This window comes from Myxococcus hansupus, assembly GCF_000280925.3.
In the GTDB taxonomy this organism is placed as follows: Bacteria; Myxococcota; Myxococcia; order Myxococcales; family Myxococcaceae; genus Myxococcus; species Myxococcus hansupus.
Genome location: NZ_CP012109.1, coordinates 6,603,163 through 6,622,436, shown reverse-complemented (window position 1 = coordinate 6,622,436; position 19,274 = coordinate 6,603,163). Strand labels below are relative to the sequence as shown.

The following is a 19,274-nucleotide window of genomic DNA, read 5'->3' as shown; positions in this document are numbered from 1 at the left end:
GGAAGACGCCCCTTTGGCGGGAGCAAGCATGAGCGTTGTGGTGCTGAGAGCCTTCTCTCCGGTGTTCGATGTGGAGTCCTTTCTTCAAGGCTTCCCGAACATCGACACGGATGTGGTCTGGCGGCGAGGCGAGAAGGAGCGGTCCCAGGTACTTGAGGATTCAGGGTTCAGTATGACCCTTGCCGACGCGGAGACGAGCGCGGAGGCGCTGTCCATGGCGCGCCAGGAACTGGAGGCGCTCACGCCCATGCTGGACGGGCTTCGCCGGCAGGCCGTCTTCTGCCTCGTGGACATCTCGGTGTTCGTTGGAAGCGAGCGCCAGTTCACGAATGGCGTCGAGCTGTCACCTGGAGATCTCGCGTGGTTCGCGGAACGGGGACTCGGGTTCGCCGTCTCCGCCTACCCCGTCTCTGACGAAGAAGAGGAGGAGGACGCATAGTCCTCCTCGGCGACGGCCACTCGCCAATGCTTCACGTCGCGACACCCCTGTGACACCCGGCGGCGGTGGATTCTAGGGAATCCCAGCCAGGGCGTTCGCAGCCCGCCATCCTACTCGCTGCGTTGCTTGACACCCGGGGCAGCGGGGGATACTCCATGCGCCACATCGATTTTGAGAGTGAGTGTCAATTTCAGGGCAGGGATTGGCCGGAAGTCGCCCTGACAGCACTCACGGACATGGCCGGCGCGAGGAGAGCGTGATGCGTGGCGGAGCACCGAAGTTCGGCAAGGGCAGCTTCTCGCGGGGGCTCGTGGCCTGCGCCGCGTTGTTCCTGGCTGCGTGCGACGAGGACCCGACGCCGGGCCCCGGGCCTGGGCCCGTGGAAGAGGGCGAGCTGTACCTGATTCACTCCGCGGTGGAGACGAACTCCAACCGGGTGAACTACTTCACGCTGGTTGACTCGCTGGGGCAGACGCGGACGTTGGACTACTCGCGCTCGCTGGAGATCGCGGGCCGCCCCCGGCTCTACGCCGGCCGCGGTGTGGGCTTCTTCGCCATCGGGGCGGGTGAGTCGCCCACCATCACCCGCTACGACGTGCGGGATGGCGCGCTGGTTCCTGGCGCGAGCCTGTCGTTCCAGAACCTGGGCGTCCGCGCGATGGGCCCCCAGGCCGTGCACTTCGTGAGCGAGACGAAGGCCTATTACAAGGACGCGTCCCAGGGCATCGTCATCGTCTGGAACCCGGCGGAGATGGCCATCGAGAAGACGCTGACGCTGCCGGCGGAGTACATCCGGCAGGGGCTCGTCACGGGCCTCAGCCAGTGGGCCAGCCGCGACGGCGAGGCGTTCTTCTCGCTGGGCTGGTCGACGACGACGTACGACGCGGTCCGGCCGGGCACGGTGCTGGTTCGCATCGACACCGCGACGGACGAGATGACCTGGCACGAGGAGTCGCGCTGCCGCGACATGTCGAAGACGGCCCGTCAGGGAAATACGCTCTACTTCTTCAGCGGCGTCATCAACGGCCTGGGGTTCGCGGTCAATGGCAACGGCGAAGCCGGCCAGCAGGACTGCTACCTGCGCATCTCCGAGGGGCAGCAGACCTACGACGCGGACTTCGTGGGCAGCATCTCCTCCACGCTGGGCGCGAGCCACGTGGGCTCCGTGATGGCCGTGACGGATGACGGCACCGCGTGGATGCAGGTGGCGGATACCACCGTCACCCCGTCGGCGCCGGGCACCACCTACAGCGAGTGGTACAGCAGGGGCTGGAGCTGGTGGCGGGCGCCGCTCGACGGCAGCAGCCCCGCCACGCGCGTGGGCGGCGAGCCCGGCGCGTACAGCGGGTTCACCCTGTCGTCCGGCTCCAGCTTCTTCGTGAGCCAGGCCGCGGCCGACTACTCGACGACCTCGATGGTGGACCTGTCCCCGAGCACGCCGACTGCGGGCGCGACGTTCCCGGGCTTCCTCCTGGACGTCGCTCGCATCCGCTGAGTCGCTGCGTCAGACGATTCCGCCGCGCGGTGCTCCTGGCCGCGCGGCTTCGCAGTTGATGAGGTTTCCCGCATGGACGTCCTGGCTCCGTCGCTCCTCTGGCTCGGCGTGGTGTGCCTCTACGGCGCGTGGTGGTGTCGCCACATGGGGCGATGGCCGTCCTTCGCGCGTGCCTACGGGGCCGTGATGGGCCTGGGCGCCGTGCTCGTGGCCTCCGGCCTCGTGACGGCGCTCCAGGGGTCCGTGTCGCTGGGGGCCGCCGTCGGGTCGGCCCTGGCGTACGTGATGGCGGCGGGCACCGTGCTGGCCGTGCTGTCACCGCTGGCGCGCAAGCCGCTCTGGGCCATGGCGCTCTTGCTTCCGGTGGGCCTGATGCTGGGGGTGTTGGAGCGCGCATCGTGAGTGCGGGGCCGCGCCGCCGCCCTGGGGTGACCTGGCTGCTGGCGGCCGTGCTGGGCGCTCCGTTGGCGGCGCTGCTGGTTTCAATGGCCCTGCCCAAGCTGGTGCCCGCGTCTTCGGACGTGCGCTACTTGGTGGCGTGCATCGCCGTCATCCCGCTGATGGCCGCCGCGCCGTGTGCTGTCCTCCTGGCCCGGACCGAGTCCCGTGCGTGGGCCGGAATCGGCGTCACGAGCGTGGCCGCGCTGCTGGTCCTCTGGAGGGCGTTCACGTGAAGCTCAAGTCGGACACGTACCGTCTCCTCTGGGAAGCGCATGCGTGGGCCGGCGCGGTGGCGTCGGTGTTGCTGGTGGGCATGTTCCTGCTCGGCGTCGCCGCCTTGTTCCGCCATGAGCTGATGCCCTGGCAGGAGCCGCGCTTGAGGGCGCCGGTGGCCGCCGACGAGACGCAGGCCCTGGCCACGCTGCAATCGTGGCTGGACGCGCGGGTGGGCAAGGACGCTCCGGCGCACCTGGACGTGGACCTGCCCGCGCCCTATTCGCCCTGGCTTCGGCTCGAGTGGAAGGACAAGGCCGGGGAGCGCAACTCTGTGTGGCTGCACCCCGCCACCGGTGAGCAGGCGCCGGAGCGCAGCGACCTGGGCTACTTCCTGTTCCTGATTCACTTCCTCTACCCGCTGCCGGGGGGATGTTGATGGCCGGTCTGGTGGCCATCGTGTTGCTGCTGGTGGTGGGCACCGGGCTCGTCATCCAGGTGAACCGCTTCCGCAAGGAGCTGGTGCGCTTCCGCCCCCGCGAGGCGCTGCGCACGATGTGGGGGGACCTGCACAAGGTGCTCGGCAGCGTGGGTCTGCCCTTCCAGGCCATCATGGCCTGGACCGCGGCCATCATCTGCATCAACGCGGCGGTCCTCCAGCCGGTGATGGTGCGCACGGCCTTCGACGGCGACCTGGAAGCGGGCCTGAAGACGCTGGGCTATCCACGGGGCAGCAAGGCCACGGGGGAGTCCGCCGAGGCGCCGCGGGTGGCCACCGTGGTGGCGCAGGCCCGCGAGGCGCTCCCGGGCGTCCGGCATTACCGCCTGGCCATGCGCAACCTGGGGGACACGGCGGCGTACGTCGACGTCCGTGGGTACGCGCGCCAGGGGCTGCATGAGTTCACCACCGTGCGCGTGTCCCGCGCGGGTGAAGTGGTGCACGTGCGCGACGCGGGCGGACCCGCCGCCACTGCGAAGCTGCTCGAGGCGGCGTACGTGCTCCACTCCGGGCTCTACGCGGGCATGGGGCTGCGGCTCGCCTATGCGCTGCTGGGCATCTTCAGCGCGCTGTGTGTCGTGACGGGGAACCTCGTGTGGCTGGAGCGGCGCGCCCGCAGCATGCGCCGCGTGGACGTCATCCTCGCGCGTGTCACGGCGGGCGGCTGCGGTGGCGCCGCCCTGGCGATCGCCGCCATCTTCCTGGCCAACCAACTGCTGCCGGACACGCTGCCGCGCAGGGTGCTGTGGGAGCACGGCATCTTCTACGGGAGCTGGTGCGCCAGCGTGCTGGGCGGGCTCGTGTACCCGCGCGCCCGAGGCTGGGCGCAGCACCTGCTCGCGCTCTCCGGCGCCATCCTGGTCCTGTTGCCGTGGCTGGACGCCTGGCGGAACGCGCGGCGCGTGTTCGACCCGGCGGGCTCGCCCTACGTGTTCTTCGCCGACCTGGGGCTCGCCATCCTGGGCGCGTTGTTTCTTCTGTCCGCCTGGGCCGTGGGGCGCATCTCGCCGCGCGACCCCCGGGCCACCCGGGTGCCGCTTCCGATTCCGGCGCATGAGGGCCGGTGAATGTCCACCGGTCCGGCGCGCACCTCACTTCATTCGCACGCATTCAAGGCATCATGTCTCTCCTCGTTGAACACCCGGCTCTCGCGCGGGGCTCCGCCCGCCGTGCGCGTCTCCTTCCTCGTTTCCATGCCGGATGGAGCGCCCTGGTTCTGAGCGTGGCGGCGCCCGCGGCGGCGCAGGAGTCCCCGCCCGTCCCCGCCCCGGCGGTGGGCGACATCGCGGGAAAGCTGTCCGCCTGTGAGGGCGGCGACCTGAAGCAGGCCGAGGTCCTGTTGCTCGCGCCGGATGGCGGCACGAAGTCACCGCGTGTGGACAAGCAGCGGCGCTTCCGGGTGCCGGGGCTGGCGCCGGGCACCTACGAGCTGCATGCCTACGTCCCCGGCTGCGAGCCGCAGGCCTACCGCGTCCAGGTGTCGGCGGGGCAGCGCACCGAGGTGGAGGCGGTGCTCAGCGAGAGCGTCAGCCTGGAGACCACCATCGAGGTGACGGGCCGGCAGCTCACCAAGGGCGAAGAGCGCACGCTGTCCGCGGAAGCGGTCAAGGTGGTGGAGCTGACGCAGGCCCGCCAGCAGACGGCGGACCTGGGTGAGGTGCTCAGCCGCAACAGCGGTGTCAGCGTGCAGCGCAACGGTGGTCTCGGCTCCGCCAGCCGCTTCTCGCTCAATGGCTTCTCCGGAGAGCAGGTCCGCTTCTTCCTGGACGGCGTGCCGTTGGACCTTGCGGGCTTCGGGCAGGGATTGGCCAACGTGCCGGTCAACCTGCTCAAGCGCGTGGAGGTGTACCGGGGCGTGGTGCCCGTGCGCCTCGGCGCGGACGCGCTGGGCGGTGCGGTCAACCTCGTCTCGTCGGATGGTGACGAGCCGACCGGGGGCTCCGTCTCGTTGCAGGCGGGCTCCTTCGGCACGTACCGGGGCTCCGTCGCGGGACAGTACAAGGTGGGCGACAGCGGGCTCTTCGTGAAGGGCCACGCCTTCGGGGACCTGGCGCAGAACGACTATCGGGTGGACGTTCAGGTCGCCGACGACCGAGGCCGGCTGCAGAACGTGCGCGTTCCCCGCTTCCACGATGGGTTCATCGCGGGCGGCGCCGGGTTGGAAGTCGGCGTGGTCGACCAGCCCTACGCGGAGCGGCTCAGCCTGCGCGTGTTCGGCACGCGCTCCCAGAAGGAGCTGCAGCACAACGTCGTGATGACGGTGCCCTACGGCGAGGCCCTCTCCGGCGAATCGAGCTACGGGGTGCTGGCGACGTGGGGGCAGGGCGGGATGCTCTCCGGGAAGCTTCGTCTGGACGCGGTGGGTGGCTACAGCCGGCGCGACACGAACTTCCAGGACCTGGCGAGCGTCGTCTACGACTGGTACGGCAACCCGGGCGTGGAGCGCCGCCAGCCAGGCGAGCTGGGCGTCACGGCCTCCGACCAGGTGCTGTGGCAGCACAGCGCCCTGGCCCGCGTGCACGCGGACTACGAGGTGTCCTCGGCCCAGCACGTCCGGCTCTCGCTGGCCCCCACCTTCGTGACGCGGCAGGGGCAGGACCGACTGAAGCAGGGCACGGACCAGCGCGACCCGCTCAGCGCGCAGCGGGATTTGCTCACGATGGTGGGCGGACTCGAGCACGAACTGGCGGTGAGCGACGGCCGGCTCAAGAACGTGGCCTTCGTGAAGGGCTACGTCATGCGCTCGAACTCGGAGGAGGTCCTTCCCGGGCAGGTGTTCCAGCGCCGGGACCAGTCCAACGAGCGCGTGGGCGTGGGCGACAGCTTGCGCCTGTTCCTCCCCTACGGCGTGTTGGCGAAGGCCTCCTACGAATTCGCCACGCGCCTGCCTGGACCCGACGAGCTGTTCGGTGACGGCGTGCTGGTGCTGTCGAACCTGGGGCTACGGCCCGAGGTGAGCCACAACGCGAACCTGGAGTTCTCCCTGGAGGACTGGCGCACGAGCGCGGGGAGTTTCCGGGGAAGCGTGGGCGGCTTCGCGCGTCTGGCCGACCAGCTCATCGTGCTCCTGGGCAACGACACCACGCTGAGCTACCAGAACGTCTTCGCGGCGCGCTCGGTGGGTGTCGAGGCGTCCGCGGGGTGGACCGTCCCGGGCGACTGGCTGGCGCTGGACGCCAACGCGACGTGGCAGGACTTCCGCAACGCGGGTGGGGGAGGCGCCTTCGATGCTTTCAAGGGCGACCGCATCCCCAACCGCCCCTGGCTCTTCGCCAACGCCTCCGCCCGGTTGCAACGCCGCGCGCTCCTTCAACCCAGCGACACCGCCGCGCTCGTCTTCACCTCGCGCTACGTGCACGGCTTCTTCCGCGGGTGGGAGAGCCAGGGCCTGCGCGAGTTCAAACAGACCGTTGACGCCCAGCTCGTCCACACGCTGGCGCTCTCCTACGTCCGGCAGGGAACGCCGTCGCTGGGTGGAACGCTGGAGGTGTTCAACCTCACCAACGCCCGGACCTACGACTTCTTCGGTGTCCAGCGCCCGGGCCGCGCGCTGTCCGTCAAGCTGACCGCGGACTTCTGATGCGGTGCCAGCGCCTCCCCCGTCCACGCGGGCACGGGGGAGGGGCCGCGCGGCTCAGTCGTGCGCGAGCGGGTTGGGCAGCGTCCCGTTCGGGTACAGCGCGTGGCGCAGGGCCCGGTCGGTGTATCGCGTCACCACGATGCGGTCCCGGTTGAGCGCGTAGCGCGGAATCTCGGGCACCAGCAGGTCGTACTCGGAGAAGCGCTCCCGCAGCTCCGGGTTGCGCTGGTGGAAGGCCAGGATGGTCTTCCGGACCTGCTTCCAGAAGTCCCGCTCCTTCAGGCCGAGCTGCTCCTCCAGCATGGGCGCCATGTAGCGGAAGTGGCCCACGAAAATCTGGTCCACCACGTGCTGGCGGATGACGGAGGGGTGCTTGCGCGGCAGCACGTGGTCATGCCCGTCCGGCTCCGGTCCCCGCTCCGGGACGTCGGTGAAGGACACGCACACGTCGTCGACGAAGTCCTTGAGGTACAGGCGGCGCGGGACGTCGTTTCCGTCGAAGCCCAGCAGCGTGTTCTGCCCGTGTGGGTTGAAGGTGATGCCGTACCGGTAGAGCACGTGCATGATGGGGATGAGCAGCGTGTCGAACAGGTGCTGCAGCCACGCCTCCGTGCTCAGGCCCGACGCGCGGATGAGCTCCGCGACGAACGCCGTGCCCTGGCTGTCCACGTGCAGCAGCGAGGCGAACGTGCGCACCCGCTCGGACGCGTCCTGACGCGCGGCCACCGGCTCACGCCAGATGCAGCCCAGCGTCTCCAGGTGCTGGTAGGGCACCTCCGGCACCTTGGTGAGGTACGGGTGCCGCACCGTCACCGACGCCACCTCGCCCAGGAACACCGTGCGGCACTCCTGGGTGAGGAAGGGGTCGCTGTCCAGCAGGCACTGGAGCCACTGGGTGACGACGGGGGCGCCCAGGGTGCAGTGCGGCGGAATCCCGCGCCACACGAGCGTATTGAGGATGCGCAGCGGCAGCTTGACGTCATAGCGGCCCGGCGTGGTGACGTTGGCCATGGTCCGGATGGACTGGCCCGGCAGGTACACGTCCGGGCTTTCGCCCAGCGGGACGATGCGCCGCTGCGCCACGTCCGCCGCGTGCAGCACCTGCACCGCGTGCTCCCACTGCCACGGGTGCACGGGCATCCACACGAAGGCGTCCGGCTTGAGGCCCGCGTGGGTGAGGACGCGGGTGAACCGGGTGCGCGTCGCCTCGTCCAGCTCGCGGGCGAGGATTTCGCGCTCGGACAGCTCGGAGGTGCCGCGGAACTCGGCCAGCCCGCGGTGCACGGCCACCCACTGCAGCCGCACCGGCTGGCGCGCCTCGGGCGCATAGCGGCGCACGTCGGAGGCGGAGAAGCCCACCCGGCCCTTGTTCGCCACCAGCCAGTTGTGCCCCGTCATGTGGCACTCCAGCTCCGTGTGGCCCACTTCACGCAGCTCCGCGGCGGTGTGACCGCCGTGGGCGATGCGCGCGGCGTCCACCGCCAGCGTGGAGGACAGCTCGTTGAAGTACGTGGCCAGGGTGGACGCGTCGGTGCCCAGGCTGGGCGCGGCGTCCGTCAGGAACTGCAGCGCGTCCCAGGCGGGCTCCGCGATGCTGTTGCCCAGCATGCCGGTGGCGCTGCGGGTGATGGAGGCGGGGTCCACCTTCATCCATCCGAAGGCGCCCGGCCGCGCGGCGAACACGTACGAGGTGCCGCTGCCCAGGTCGACGCGGTACTTCCCCTCGCCATGGGGGATGAGCTTGAGCATCTCCTCGAAGCACCACTCACCCAGGGCCTTGGCCAGCAGTTGGCGGTTGGCCTCGCGCCAGGCTGCGGGGCCCACCTCGTCGAGGACGGGCACCGGGTGGTCACCGCCCTCGGTGGGCGCGTTCGACGCGGTGGGAAGACGGGTGACGGAGGGGTCGAGGTTCACGGCTTCGCTGCGGGGATTCACGGGGACTCCTTCAAGGACAGGGAGGACTCACGGACGGCCGGACGGGAGGCCCGGGGCGCCGGTTTGGAAAGGACACGGAGGGCGAGCATCGCGCCCCCCAGACACACCGCCGCCGCGGCCAGGCACACCGCCATGTAGGCGTTGGCGAAGGCCGTCTGGGCGAGCGGCAGCAACGCGGATTCGACGGCGCTGAACTGCCCGGTCTCCACGGCGGCGCGCGTGTGACGGGCCACGTCCGGCGCAAGCTGCGCGGTGGCGAACTGGGTGCCGAGCCGCGAGGAGAACACGGCCCCGAAGACGGCCACGCCGGTGGCGGTGCCCAGGGGATAGCAGGCGTTCGTCAGGCCCGACGCCATGCCCGCGCGTTCGGGTGGGACGACGCCCACCGCCATGCCCATGAGCGGCGGGAAGATGATGGCTCCGCCCGTGCCCATCAGCACCAGCCCGAGGAAGTTCGCCCCGGGCACCTGCGGCGCGGCCGCGCTGAGCGCCAGCATCGCCAGCCCCGCCCCTTGAAGGGCGAAGCCGCTGGCCACCAGCGGAGCGGCCTGGAAGCGCGCCTGGAGCCGCGCCATGAGCATGCCCACGACGAGCAAGCTGCCCGTCAGCGGAAGCAGCCGCAGCCCGACCTGCATCGGAGAGCCTCCCGCCGCGAGCTGGAGCCACAGGGTGGTGAAGACGAGCACGCCCAGGCTGGACATGCGCGCCAGGAACCCCAGCGCCGCCGTGCCGGAGAGCGCGGGGATTCGGAGCAGCTCCATGTCGAGCATGCTGCCGGGCCGCCGCTGACTGGCGATGAGGGCGAAGAGGAGGCCCACGCCCACACACGCGGGCCCGAGCACCTGGAGGGAGCCCCAGCCCGTCTCCGGTCCCATCATCAGCGGGTAGTGCAGCGACAGCAGCACGCCGATGGCGAGGAGCGCGCCCAACACGTCGAGCTTGCGGGACGCGTTCGCGGGCGTGAGCGAGGGCATCCTCGTCATGGCTCCCAGGACGACGCCCACGCCGATGGGGATGTTGACGAGGAAGATCCACCGCCAGCCGACCAGCTCCACGAGCACGCCGCCCACCACGGGGCCCAGCGCGCCCGCGGCGGAGGCGATGGCCGCATAGGTGGCGATGGCACGCTGACGGGCGGCGCCCTCGTACACCGCCGCGAGCAGGGCGATGGCGGGTGCGAACACCATGGAGCCGCCCAGTCCCTGGGCGACCCGCGCGGCGACGAGCGTGCTGGCATTGGGGGCCAGTCCGCACAGCGCCGACGCGAGCGTGAAGAGGGTGATGCCCGCCACGAAGACGCTGCGCCGGCCAATGCGGTCGGACAGCGCGCCGGCGGTGAGGAGCAAGGCTCCGAACGCCAGCGAGTACGCGGACACCGTCCACTGCACCTGGGACAACCCCGCCTGCAGGTCCGCGGCGATGGCGGCCAGCGCGACGTTGACGACCGTCACGTCCAGGGTCATCACCACGCCGCCCGCGCTCACCAGCGCGAACGTCCACCGGGCGGTACGGCGCGCAGCCTCACGCGCGGCCGTATCGTCTGCGCTCATGATGCCTCCGAGATGCGGGTCGCACGCGGCCTCGCCACGCTGTCGGGAACCAGGGGCATGTCGGCCGTCTGGGACTCCTGCGCGGTGGCGCGAGGCCGCGTGGTGTTCTCCGGCACGCCGAAGCGCGAGAAGGCCGTGCGCTGGGGCAGCGTGAAGACGTCGCGTCCCAGGACGGTGTTGAGGATGGTGGCGTTGCGGAACGCGGAGATGCCCAGGTCCGGAGCGGCGACGCCGTGGCTGTGGATGTCGGCGTGGGTGACGAAGATGCGTCCGCTCACCTCGGGCGCCAGCTCCACCGAGTAGTCGAGCCCGATGCGGTAGCGGCCCTGCTCGTCCCAGCGCATCAGTCCGTCCATGGACTTGAGGAAGACGGGGGAGCGCTGCTTGTAGCCGGTGGCGGCGATGACCAGCGCCGTCGTGTGCTCAAACGTCTCGCCCGTGTCCAGGTGCCGGCAGCGCAGGTGGACCTCACCCGAGGCCGTCACGGAGGACTCCTCCACGGCGACGCCGCTGCGCAGCTCCACGTCGGCCAGGTCCTGCTCCAGCTCGCGCCGGTACAGCAAGTCGTGAAGGGCCTCCAGCGTCTCCGTGGAGATGCCCTTGTAGTGACGCCACTGGTCCGCGACGAGCCGGTCCTTGGTCTGCTGGGGCAGCGGGTGGAAGTAGCGGACGTAGGCCGGCGTGGTCATCTCCAGCGTCAGCTTGGTGTAGTCCAGCGGCGCGAAGGATACGGTGCGCGTGAGCCAACTCACCGCCGCGCCGCCGTCCAGGTTGCGCTGGAGCAGGTGCAGGGCCACCTCGGCGCCGGACTGGCCGGAGCCCACCACCGTCACGTGCCGCGCGGACTCCACGTCCTTCTGCCGGTGCAGGTAGTGCCCGGTGTGGACAAGCTTGTCGGAGGGCAGCGAGGCCAGCGACTTCGGCAGCGCGGGCTCCGTGCCGATGCCGATGACCACGTCCTTCGCCGTCATCGTGAAGCGGTGTCCGTCACCCCGTACGACTTGCAGCACGAAGCGCTGCTGCGCCGCGTCCCAATCCATGGACTCCACGCGATGCGAGAAGCGCACCGACGGGAGCTTGGTCACCGCCCAGCGCAGGTAGTCCTCGTACTCGCGGCGCGTCGGGTGGAAGCGCTCGCGGATGTAGAAGGGGTAGAGCCGGTCCTTCTCGCGCAGGTACGCGAGGAAGGACAGCGGATGCGTGGGGTCGATGAGGGTGACCAGGTCCGCGAGGAAGCTGAGCTGGAGCAGGGCCTCGTCGAACATCAGGCCCGGGTGCCAGCGCAGCTCGGACTGGGCCTCGAGCGCGACGAAGTCCAGCCCCTTCACGGAGGAGGCGAGCGCCGCCAGGCCGAGGTTGAATGGCCCGCAGCCGATGGCCACCAGGTCGTGCGCGGTGGTGGCGGGGGATGCATCAGGTGTGACGGTGTTCATGGAAGGTCTGCCTCGGAGCGGGGGTAGACGAGCAGCGTCGCTGCCTTGTCTGGGAAGGTGATGGGGCCGACGACGTGGAAGCCGGCGGCGGTGAAGGCGCGCAGGGAAGGGGCGTTGCGCGAATCGGGCTCGGCCATCACCCGGGTGCAGTGCGGGTCCGCGGCGAGCAGCCCCTGCGCCACCTCGCGCAGCAGCGTGCGGCCCAGGCCCCGGCCCGTGCTGCCCAGCTCGCCAATGGCCACGTGGACGCCCAGGTCATGCGGCCGCTCCGCGTAGTGCCCCGCCAGCCTGTCCCTCATCACCCGGTACACCTCGAGGTACGCCACCGGGACGCCCTCGAACTCGAGCATGCACGGCAGGGAGTGGTCCCCGGAGAGCTGTCGCTCCAGCTCGGCCCGCCAGCGGTCCTCGGGCCAGGCTTGCTTCCAGAACGCGGCGACATGGGGCGCCTCCATCCACCGCACGAGCCGCTCCAGGTCCTCGGAGACGCTCGCGGGCCGGATGGACCACGGCTCGTTGACGTGCGGCACCGGCGGCGCGGGCACCTGGGCGCTCGCGAGGGCCTCGCTCAGCGCGGCGGTCATCGCGTCGCCTCGCGCAGGGGGTTGGGCGCGTCGAGGTACACGGACTGCGCGTCCAGCGGCGCGAGCACCTCGTCGATGCCATGCAGCCGCGTGAGGAGGTTGCTCTTGCAGGGCAGCGTGTCCGCCTCCAGCCACCGGCGCGCCAGCCGGTCACCGTCCGGGCCCGCCTGGGCCAGCGAGGGCAGCGCCGCGCGCAGCCGGTCCGCCATCACGCCCAGGAGCTGACGCTCATCGCCCAGGCCTTCCACGCCCAGGCATCCGATGACGGCGAGCGCCTGGTTGCGCAGCAGGTAGTAGGAGAGCCGCTCATCGACGATGGCGTCGTCGACCACGGCCAGCGTGGAGGCCTCCACGCCGAGCAGCCCCAGCAGCTTGGGGAGGTGCGACGTGGCCAGGTAGTAGCCCTGGTTGTCGCGGAACGCCGAGCCGATGACGCGGCCCTCCCGGTCGAGCTGGACCAGGGTGTTCTGCTGGTGCGACTCCAGGCCGATACCGGTGGCCGCGTACAGGTGCAGCATGGGCACCAGCACGAGGTCCGTGTAGTCCGCCACCCACTTCGCCGCGGCGCCCGCGCCATGGCCCGCCACCAGCGTGCCCAGCAGGCTCCGCCCCATGCCCGGCCGCGGCGCGACCAGGCCCACGAGGCAGCGCAGGTCGGCGATGTGCGAGGGCACCTCGCGCACCGCGACGTCCAGGCCCGTCACCTCCGGGCCGCCAGCCCGCGCGGGCTCGTCCACCGCCAGCCACGCCGGGTCCCTCACGATGGAGAACCGGGGATGGGCGGCGATGGTGGACCGCGCGTAACCCGCGTCCAGCAGGCGGTGGATTTCCAGTCCGCGGCGCAGCTCCGTGCGCGTGGACTCGCGGCGGGAGTTGGTGAGCCGCAGGCCCAAGGACAGCTTCAGCATCACCGAGGCGTCCGGCTGGTAGACGGTGCGCACGCTCGATGTGGCCCACCAGCGCGGCCCCTGCTCACCCAGCGGCGTCAGCAGGCCCGCTTCGATGAGCGCGGCGATGCGCGGCCGGCGCAGGACGTCCCGGGCTTGCCAGGGATGCGCCGGCACCAACACCCGGCCGTCGGTGCGTGACACCTCCGCGAGGTCCGCCAGCAGGGCCACCGTGTCCCGTCCCGCCAGCGACGGCGAGCCGGCCACCGCGTCATGCGACACGATGGAAGGGTCGGCCGCGAACCAGTGAAGGCGGAAGGCGCCGCGCTGCTCCGGCGAGAAGTCCGACGAGTCCGTGGCGGAGATTCCGTCCCGGCTCTTGGGGGCGGGGTGGTGCAGGTGGCCGAGCAGCAGCGCCTGCTCCGCGGCGAGGAAGCCATCCACCGGAGGCGGAGGCATGGGGTGCGCGCGGCGGTGCGCCACGAAGTCCGCGGTGCGCCGCACCGACTCCGCGGTGCGCTCCACGAGGTCGGCGGACTGGCCCGAGGGAATGCCGCCCTTGCGGGCCCCTCCGCGCCGCTCGGCGTCGTGGGCGACCAGGGCCACGGCCAGCACGGGGTCCGCGAGGGACGACGCGCCATTGGTCCCTTCGAGGTACACCGGTCCGAAGCGGTGCCAACCCGAGGGCGAGCAGTGGGTGACCTCGGTGCTCAGGGTGAGCCCGGAGCTGGGCAGCGTGATGCGCAGCGGGCCCGGGTGGACCGGCGTGTGCGTCTCCGTGAGCCAGCAGCGCAGCAGGGCCTCCAGGTGGGCATGCTCCGCGGCGCGGCGCGCGTCCGCGTCGTTCAGCGGGTCCGTTCCCGCGGGGACATCCAAGGGAATCGCGGCGTTCATGCGGCCCCCTTCTGGAGGCGAGGCGTGCAGGCGCGTCCAGCCGCGAGCACGGCGTCCACGAGCGCGTCCAGGTCCTCGGGCGTCGTCGTCGGGTTGAGCAGGGTGAACTTGAGGCAGACGCGCTCGGGCGAACCCGGGCCCTCCGTGCGGACGGACGTGCGGCCAATCAGCGCGGTGCCGGTCTCCATCAGCCGGCGTCGCATGGCGCCGTTGATTTCATCCTCGCGCTCGGGCTCCTCGGAGCAGCGGTAACGGAAGACGACAGTGGTCAGCTCCGCGGGCGCCACCAGCTCCAGCTCGGGCTCGGCGTTGATGCGCTGCTCGGCGTGCTTGGCGAGGTCGTGGCAGGTGTCCACCATGTCGCCCAGGCCCCGGCGTCCATGCGCCAGCAGCGTGGCGGCGACCTTCACCGCGTCCGGGCGGCGGGTCGTCTGGAGGCTGCGGCCCAGCAGGCCCTCATAGCCGGCGTCCGCGTCGTCCACCGGGTTGAGGTAGGCGACCTCTCGCTCCAGGGCGGAGAAGTTGCTGGCGTTGGAGACCAGCAACACGCTGGTGGCGGCGGGCTGCCAGCCCAGCTTGTGCAGGTCCAGGGTGACGGAGTCCGCGAGCGACAGGCCGTGGAGCTTGCCCGCGAGCCGCTCGGAGAACAGCGCGCCGAAGCCGTAGGCCGCGTCTACGTGCAGCCAGACTCCGTGCTCGGCCGCGATGGCCGCGATTTGGGGCAGGGGGTCGATGCTGCCGAAGTCCGTCGTCCCCGCCGTGGCGACGATGGCCAGCGGCGTGTGCTCCGGCGGCAGCTCCCGCAGGATGGCGGCCAGCGCGTCCGGACGCATCCGCCGACGCGCGTCGGTGGGCACCAGCCGCACGGCGTCCTCGCCCAAGCCCAGGGCCGCGCAGGCCCGCTGGATGGAGAAGTGGGCCAGCTCGGAGCACAGCACCACCGGGCCGGGCAGCGCGCTCACGCCCTGGCGGCGGGCGTCGATACCCCGGCGCAGGGCGGCCGCGTCGCGCGCGAGCAGCAGCCCCATCAGGTTGGACATCGAGCCACCGGGCGTGAGGACCCCATCCGCCTGGGCGCCCAGCCCCGCCAACTCAATCAGGCCCCCAATGAGCCACCGCTCCACGGCGATGGCCGAGGGCCCGGAGTCATAGGTGTCCAGCGAGGCGTTGCTCGCGCTCGCCAGGGCATCCGCCGCCACGGCGACGGCCAGCGGAGGTGGCTGAAGGTGCGCCACCGCGTGGGGGTGGGACAGATGGAGTCCGTACTCCACCAACACCTTGCCAATGCGAGCCAGCGCGGCCTCGGCACCCATGCCCTCCGTGGGAATGCCTTCCATGCCCAGCGCCGTCCGGGCCGCGGCGAGCACGTCCGCCGGCGTCCCCGCGCGCATGGGCCCGGAGGGCCACCGCGCGACAGCCAATGCACTGCCCACCGCGCCCGTGAGCGCGGCGGTGACGGCGGCGAGACCCTCTCGCGAGCCCGCGAGGACCGACGACGGCCGGCGAGGCCATTGGGGCGCCAGCTCAGGCCCCCGCTTCAAGGGTTCTGTCTCTGCTTGCATGTTGACTACCTCCGAAGGTGACTTGGATAATGCGAATCGATGTCAATATGCGGGCACACGTCCGCCCTGGCGAGGGCAGTCACGCTGCGGTCGCTTCTCAATGGCGCGGGCAAACTACGACCTGGGCCTGACATGGCGTGATCCACGGGATGACGAGGCAAGACCTCGCCATCACGAGGACCGACATGCGGTAACCCCGGGGGTAGGCACACGGATATGAATGCCGCCCATGTCTCGCGGCGGGAATTACGGACCAGTCCTCAAGGGCGAAAACACAGTCAGGCGGAGACTGTGTTCAGAGCGGGGTTGCCGACACACCAGGGGCTGGCGTGTGGTGGGGGATGGGGTTCTCGCGTCGGAGTGTCGCAGGCGACGGAGGCAGTTTCGAGAATGACTTGCAAATTCAAAGTCGCGGTATAGCCGAAAGACATGCGGCCCGCCACTTCCTTGTGAACAGGATTTTCGCGTTCGTGACTCAATCGCGCCGCTACAAACAGAGTGAAAGAGTTTCATGTGCCAGGACACACCGAGACACGCAGGATGTGAGTACGATTCTCGTGTGTGATTGGAGCATCAAAGGGCGCATGGGTGCGGAGATACTCACCCGGGTGTGGGTGAGGACCCGATGCCCCGGGTGTTGCGTCAGCTTTGGATGACCAGCACGGCTTCGCCGTGTGCCGCGACCTCACGGTAGAAGTCGCGGAGCCCTTCGAAAGCGTCCCAGAGGACGGGCCACGTCGAATCGCTGACGTGTGCCGCGAACCATTTGTAGACGGCCGCTTCCTCCATGCGCTCCGGTACGTAGTGCCGACGCAAGTCATTCTGGGACACTTCCGCGAGCCGTGCCGCCAGGGCCTGCGTCTGGGCCGCGGACACGATGCGGATGGGATGCCCCTGCCCCCCGCGGATGTGCGGCGCGAGCAGCGCCCCGCCACGCACGGCGACGGTGAAGAGGTCGTCGAGTGGCAGGGACGGCTCTCCCCGGCGCTCCGCGCTGAGCAGGAAGTGGAGCATGTCCCAGCGTCGGTCGAGTGTGTAGAAACGCTGCTTCAGGCCCGGGTGCGCGTGCTCGAGACTCAGGGCCATGTGTTGGAGCGTCTCCTCCGTTTCGTTCAAGGGCGGTCCTCCGCGCCGCGCGCTCTCGTACCAAGACCCGTGGAGACTGGAGTTCAGCAGTCCGAGCAGCTCACCCAGGTCCGGGTCCTGAATGGCGCGCTCGAGGAGCGCTGTCCCCTCGGGGATGGCCTGATAGCTCGTTTCGACGCCCATCACGTCTCCTCTGTTGAACTCGCCGGACGGCCCCGTGCTGTTCGGGCTGGGCGTGTGGCCACCGCGAGGGCGGCTGGAATCAGCGCTCGCATCAGGTCCACGAACTTGCGCAGTCGCGCGGGGTGGAACCGGGCAGCCGGGTAGAGCAGGTACATGGGCAGGGACGCGGCCCGCCACGGAGGCACCAGGTGCAGCAGTCGTCCCTGGAGAATGTCTTCGTGGAGCACCCACGCCGAACCCACGCAGACGCCGAGCCCCTTCAGCGCCGCGCTCCGGAGGGCGTAGAGGCTGTCCGTGCTCATGCGTGGGTGGAAGGTGATGGGTTGGACCTCGCCGGTCTCCACGTGCGTCAGTGAAAGCTCCTTGCGGTAGAACGTGCGAAGCGACAGCCAGGGCAGGCGTGCGAGCTCGTCGGGGTGGCTCGGCGCGGGGGCTCCGTTCAACACGGATGGCGCGGCCACGACGATGCGAGGCACCTCGGCCACGCGGATGGCCACCACGCTGGGGTCTTGCACCTCGCCGACGTGAAGCGCGCAGTCGATACCGTCCGCGATGAAGTCCACCGCCCGGTCGTGCAGCAGCCATTCGACGGAGACCCGTGGGTAACGGCGCAGGTACTCGGTCAGGGGCTCCACCAGGAGCTGCTGGCCGAAGGCATGGGGGACCACGACGCGCAGCGTGCCCTCCGGTTCGTCGCTGGCGCCTCGCAGGTCGGCTTCGAGCATCGCCCAACTGGCCAGCAGCGCCTTCGCGCGCTCGTAGCAGCGCGCGCCGTCGTCCGTGAGCTTCATGGCGTGGGTGGAGCGTTGAATCAGCCGAAGCCCGAGCGAGCGCTCCAGCGCCTGGAGTCTGCGGCTCACCGTGGGCTGGGTGGTCCCCAGTTGTGCCGCCGCGGACGACAGGCTCCCGGCGTCCACGATGCGAACGAAGGTCTGCATCAGCTCGAGCCGGTCGGCTGCCCCCGCGGGGGCTGGGGCGCGGGACTCACGCCGCCGCATGGGCTTGGGAGGTGGGGGCATGGGCACCTTTATACGCCCAGCGTATATCCGCTGTTCAGACGGCGCTACTACCAGGGGCCATGCCTCTCGAACACATTCACCCCGACCCGCAGCTTCGAGGTGAGTGCCATGTCCTTCATTCGTGCCGTACATGAAAGCGCTGGGAACGGTGTCGTTCCAGGGAGCGCCGCGCCTCGGCCCGCGCTGAGCGGCGCTCCATTGTCGTGGGGCCTGCGGCTGCTGCTGGCCGTCAGTGCCGGCATCCCGGTCGCGGCGCTCTACTACAGCCAGCCGATGCTTGGCGTGATGGGGGCCAGCATCGGCGCCTCGGATGCCGCGGTGGGGCTGATTCCGACGCTCACGCAGTTGGGGTACGCGCTGGGCATCCTGCTGCTGGCGCCCCTGGGGGACCGCTTCGACCGGCGTCGCATCATCGTCATCAAGGCCGCCTTGCTGAGCGGGGCGCTGCTCGTGGGCGGCATGAGCCCTGGCCTGGGGCTGCTCCTGGCCATGAGCCTCGCCGTGGGCCTGACGGCGACGGTGGCGCAGGACATCGTCCCGGCCGCGGCGACGCTGGCGCCAGAGCGCGAGCGCGGCAAGGTGGTGGGGACGGTGATGACGGGCTTGCTGCTCGGCATCCTGTTGTCCCGGGTGGTCAGCGGCGTGGTCGCCGAGCGCTTCGGGTGGCGGGCCATGTTCATGTTGGCCGCGGGCAGCGTGGCCTTGATGGGACTGGCCGCGTGGCGAGGGCTGCCGCGCTTCCGGCCCGCCAGCACGTTGTCGTACGGCGCCTTGCTGGGCTCGCTCGCCACCTTGTGGCGTCAGCACGGGACGCTGCGCCGGGCGGCGTTGGCGCAAGGCCTGCTCTCGATTGGCTTCAGCGCTTTCTGGTCCACCCTCGCGGTGATGCTGCATGGCGCGCCATTCCACCTGGGCAGTGCCGCCGCGGGGGCGTTCGGTCTGGCGGGCGCGGCGGGGGCATTGGGGGCTCCGGTGGCGGGCCGTTTCTCGGATCGCTTCGGTTCGGAGGGCGTGGCGCGTCTGGGCGCGGGGCTGGCGGCGGTCTCGTTCGCGGCGATGTTCGCGTTGCCGTGGCTGGAGCCGAACGCGCGGCTGTGGCTGCTTGCAGGCAGCGCGCTGGGCTTCGACCTGGGCGTCCAGGTGTCGCTCGTGGCGCACCAGACGCTCATCTTCGGCATTGACCCGGCGGCGCGCAGCCGGCTCAACGCGGTGTTGTTCGTCTGCATGTTCATCGGGATGGCCCTGGGCGCCGCGAGCGGCAGCTTCGTGCTGGCGGAGTGGGGCTGGGGGGCGGTGACGGCGCTGGCGACGGGCTCGGCCCTGGCGGCCTTGGTGGTCCGCCTGTTCCCGCGGACGCGCCGCGCCGACTGAGCGCGGCGGGATGGGGGCTCCGTTCGCCGCCGGAAACGCGCGGCTCACCGAAGGGCAGGGGGCTTTCGCAGAGGGGCCCGGCGGCTGGCGCGAGGGCCGGGAA

14 protein-coding genes and 1 pseudogene are annotated in these 19,274 nt (G+C 70.7%); 7 read left to right on the top strand and 8 right to left on the bottom strand.

Annotated elements, in window-relative coordinates; all coding sequences use genetic code 11:
* Positions 1 to 28 precede the first annotated feature (28 nt).
* From A176_RS25735 to mxcH, 6 genes and pseudogenes are all read left to right on the top strand, one after another.
* A complete protein-coding gene (locus tag A176_RS25735) occupies positions 29 to 439 on the top strand; it encodes a hypothetical protein (protein WP_044889428.1) in 411 nt (136 codons plus the stop codon).
* 259 nt (positions 440 to 698) lie between these two features.
* Positions 699 to 1,934, top strand: coding sequence for a hypothetical protein (locus A176_RS25730; RefSeq protein ID WP_002639261.1), 1,236 nt, complete (start codon positions 699 to 701; stop codon positions 1,932 to 1,934).
* A 72-nt stretch (positions 1,935 to 2,006) separates the two neighbouring features.
* Positions 2,007 to 2,336, top strand: a complete 330-nt coding sequence (locus A176_RS25725) for a hypothetical protein (RefSeq protein ID WP_002639260.1) — start codon at positions 2,007 to 2,009, stop codon at positions 2,334 to 2,336.
* Positions 2,333 to 2,608, top strand: coding sequence for a hypothetical protein (locus tag A176_RS25720; RefSeq protein WP_144429620.1), 276 nt, complete (start codon positions 2,333 to 2,335; stop codon positions 2,606 to 2,608). The genes A176_RS25725 and A176_RS25720 overlap by 4 nt, the downstream gene beginning before the upstream one ends.
* A gap of 80 nt (positions 2,609 to 2,688) precedes the next feature.
* Positions 2,689 to 4,154 (top strand): annotated as a pseudogene (locus A176_RS25715) (PepSY-associated TM helix domain-containing protein).
* 155 nt (positions 4,155 to 4,309) lie between these two features.
* Positions 4,310 to 6,667: a TonB-dependent siderophore myxochelin receptor MxcH gene (gene mxcH / locus A176_RS25710; protein WP_002639256.1), complete on the top strand. Its 2,358-nt coding sequence runs from the start codon at positions 4,310 to 4,312 to the stop codon at positions 6,665 to 6,667.
* 54 nt (positions 6,668 to 6,721) lie between these two features.
* Here the strand turns inward: mxcH and A176_RS25705 are convergent, their stop codons facing one another.
* The 8 genes from A176_RS25705 to A176_RS25670 all read right to left on the bottom strand — a co-directional run bounded on the left by A176_RS25705 (position 6,722) and on the right by A176_RS25670 (position 17,800).
* A complete protein-coding gene (locus tag A176_RS25705; protein WP_002639255.1) occupies positions 6,722 to 8,602 on the bottom strand; it encodes an IucA/IucC family protein in 1,881 nt (626 codons plus the stop codon).
* Entirely contained in the window at positions 8,599 to 10,152 is a 1,554-nt protein-coding gene (locus A176_RS25700; RefSeq protein WP_021781052.1) for an MFS transporter, read from the bottom strand. Before A176_RS25700 ends, A176_RS25705 begins: the two co-directional genes overlap by 4 nt.
* Positions 10,149 to 11,585 (bottom strand): lysine N(6)-hydroxylase/L-ornithine N(5)-oxygenase family protein, encoded by a 1,437-nt coding sequence (locus A176_RS25695; protein ID WP_002639253.1) that lies wholly within the window; start codon positions 11,583 to 11,585, stop codon positions 10,149 to 10,151. Before A176_RS25695 ends, A176_RS25700 begins: the two co-directional genes overlap by 4 nt.
* Positions 11,582 to 12,169, bottom strand: a complete 588-nt coding sequence (locus tag A176_RS25690) for a GNAT family N-acetyltransferase (RefSeq protein ID WP_002639252.1) — start codon at positions 12,167 to 12,169, stop codon at positions 11,582 to 11,584. Before A176_RS25690 ends, A176_RS25695 begins: the two co-directional genes overlap by 4 nt.
* Complete coding sequence (locus A176_RS25685) at positions 12,166 to 13,950, bottom strand: IucA/IucC family protein (protein WP_002639251.1); 1,785 nt, start codon at positions 13,948 to 13,950, stop codon at positions 12,166 to 12,168. The genes A176_RS25690 and A176_RS25685 overlap by 4 nt, the downstream gene beginning before the upstream one ends.
* Positions 13,947 to 15,512 (bottom strand): pyridoxal phosphate-dependent decarboxylase family protein, encoded by a 1,566-nt coding sequence (locus tag A176_RS25680; RefSeq protein ID WP_002639250.1) that lies wholly within the window; start codon positions 15,510 to 15,512, stop codon positions 13,947 to 13,949. Before A176_RS25680 ends, A176_RS25685 begins: the two co-directional genes overlap by 4 nt.
* A 642-nt stretch (positions 15,513 to 16,154) precedes the next feature.
* On the bottom strand, positions 16,155 to 16,781 hold the full coding sequence (locus A176_RS25675) for a DUF1877 family protein (protein ID WP_002639249.1): 627 nt from the start codon (positions 16,779 to 16,781) through the stop codon (positions 16,155 to 16,157).
* Positions 16,781 to 17,800: a LysR family transcriptional regulator gene (locus tag A176_RS25670; RefSeq protein ID WP_082282832.1), complete on the bottom strand. Its 1,020-nt coding sequence runs from the start codon at positions 17,798 to 17,800 to the stop codon at positions 16,781 to 16,783. The genes A176_RS25675 and A176_RS25670 overlap by 1 nt, the downstream gene beginning before the upstream one ends.
* A 108-nt stretch (positions 17,801 to 17,908) precedes the next feature.
* Between A176_RS25670 and A176_RS25665 the strand changes: the two genes are divergently transcribed.
* Complete coding sequence (locus A176_RS25665) at positions 17,909 to 19,171, top strand: MFS transporter (protein WP_002639247.1); 1,263 nt, start codon at positions 17,909 to 17,911, stop codon at positions 19,169 to 19,171.
* Positions 19,172 to 19,274: the final 103 nt, after the last annotated feature.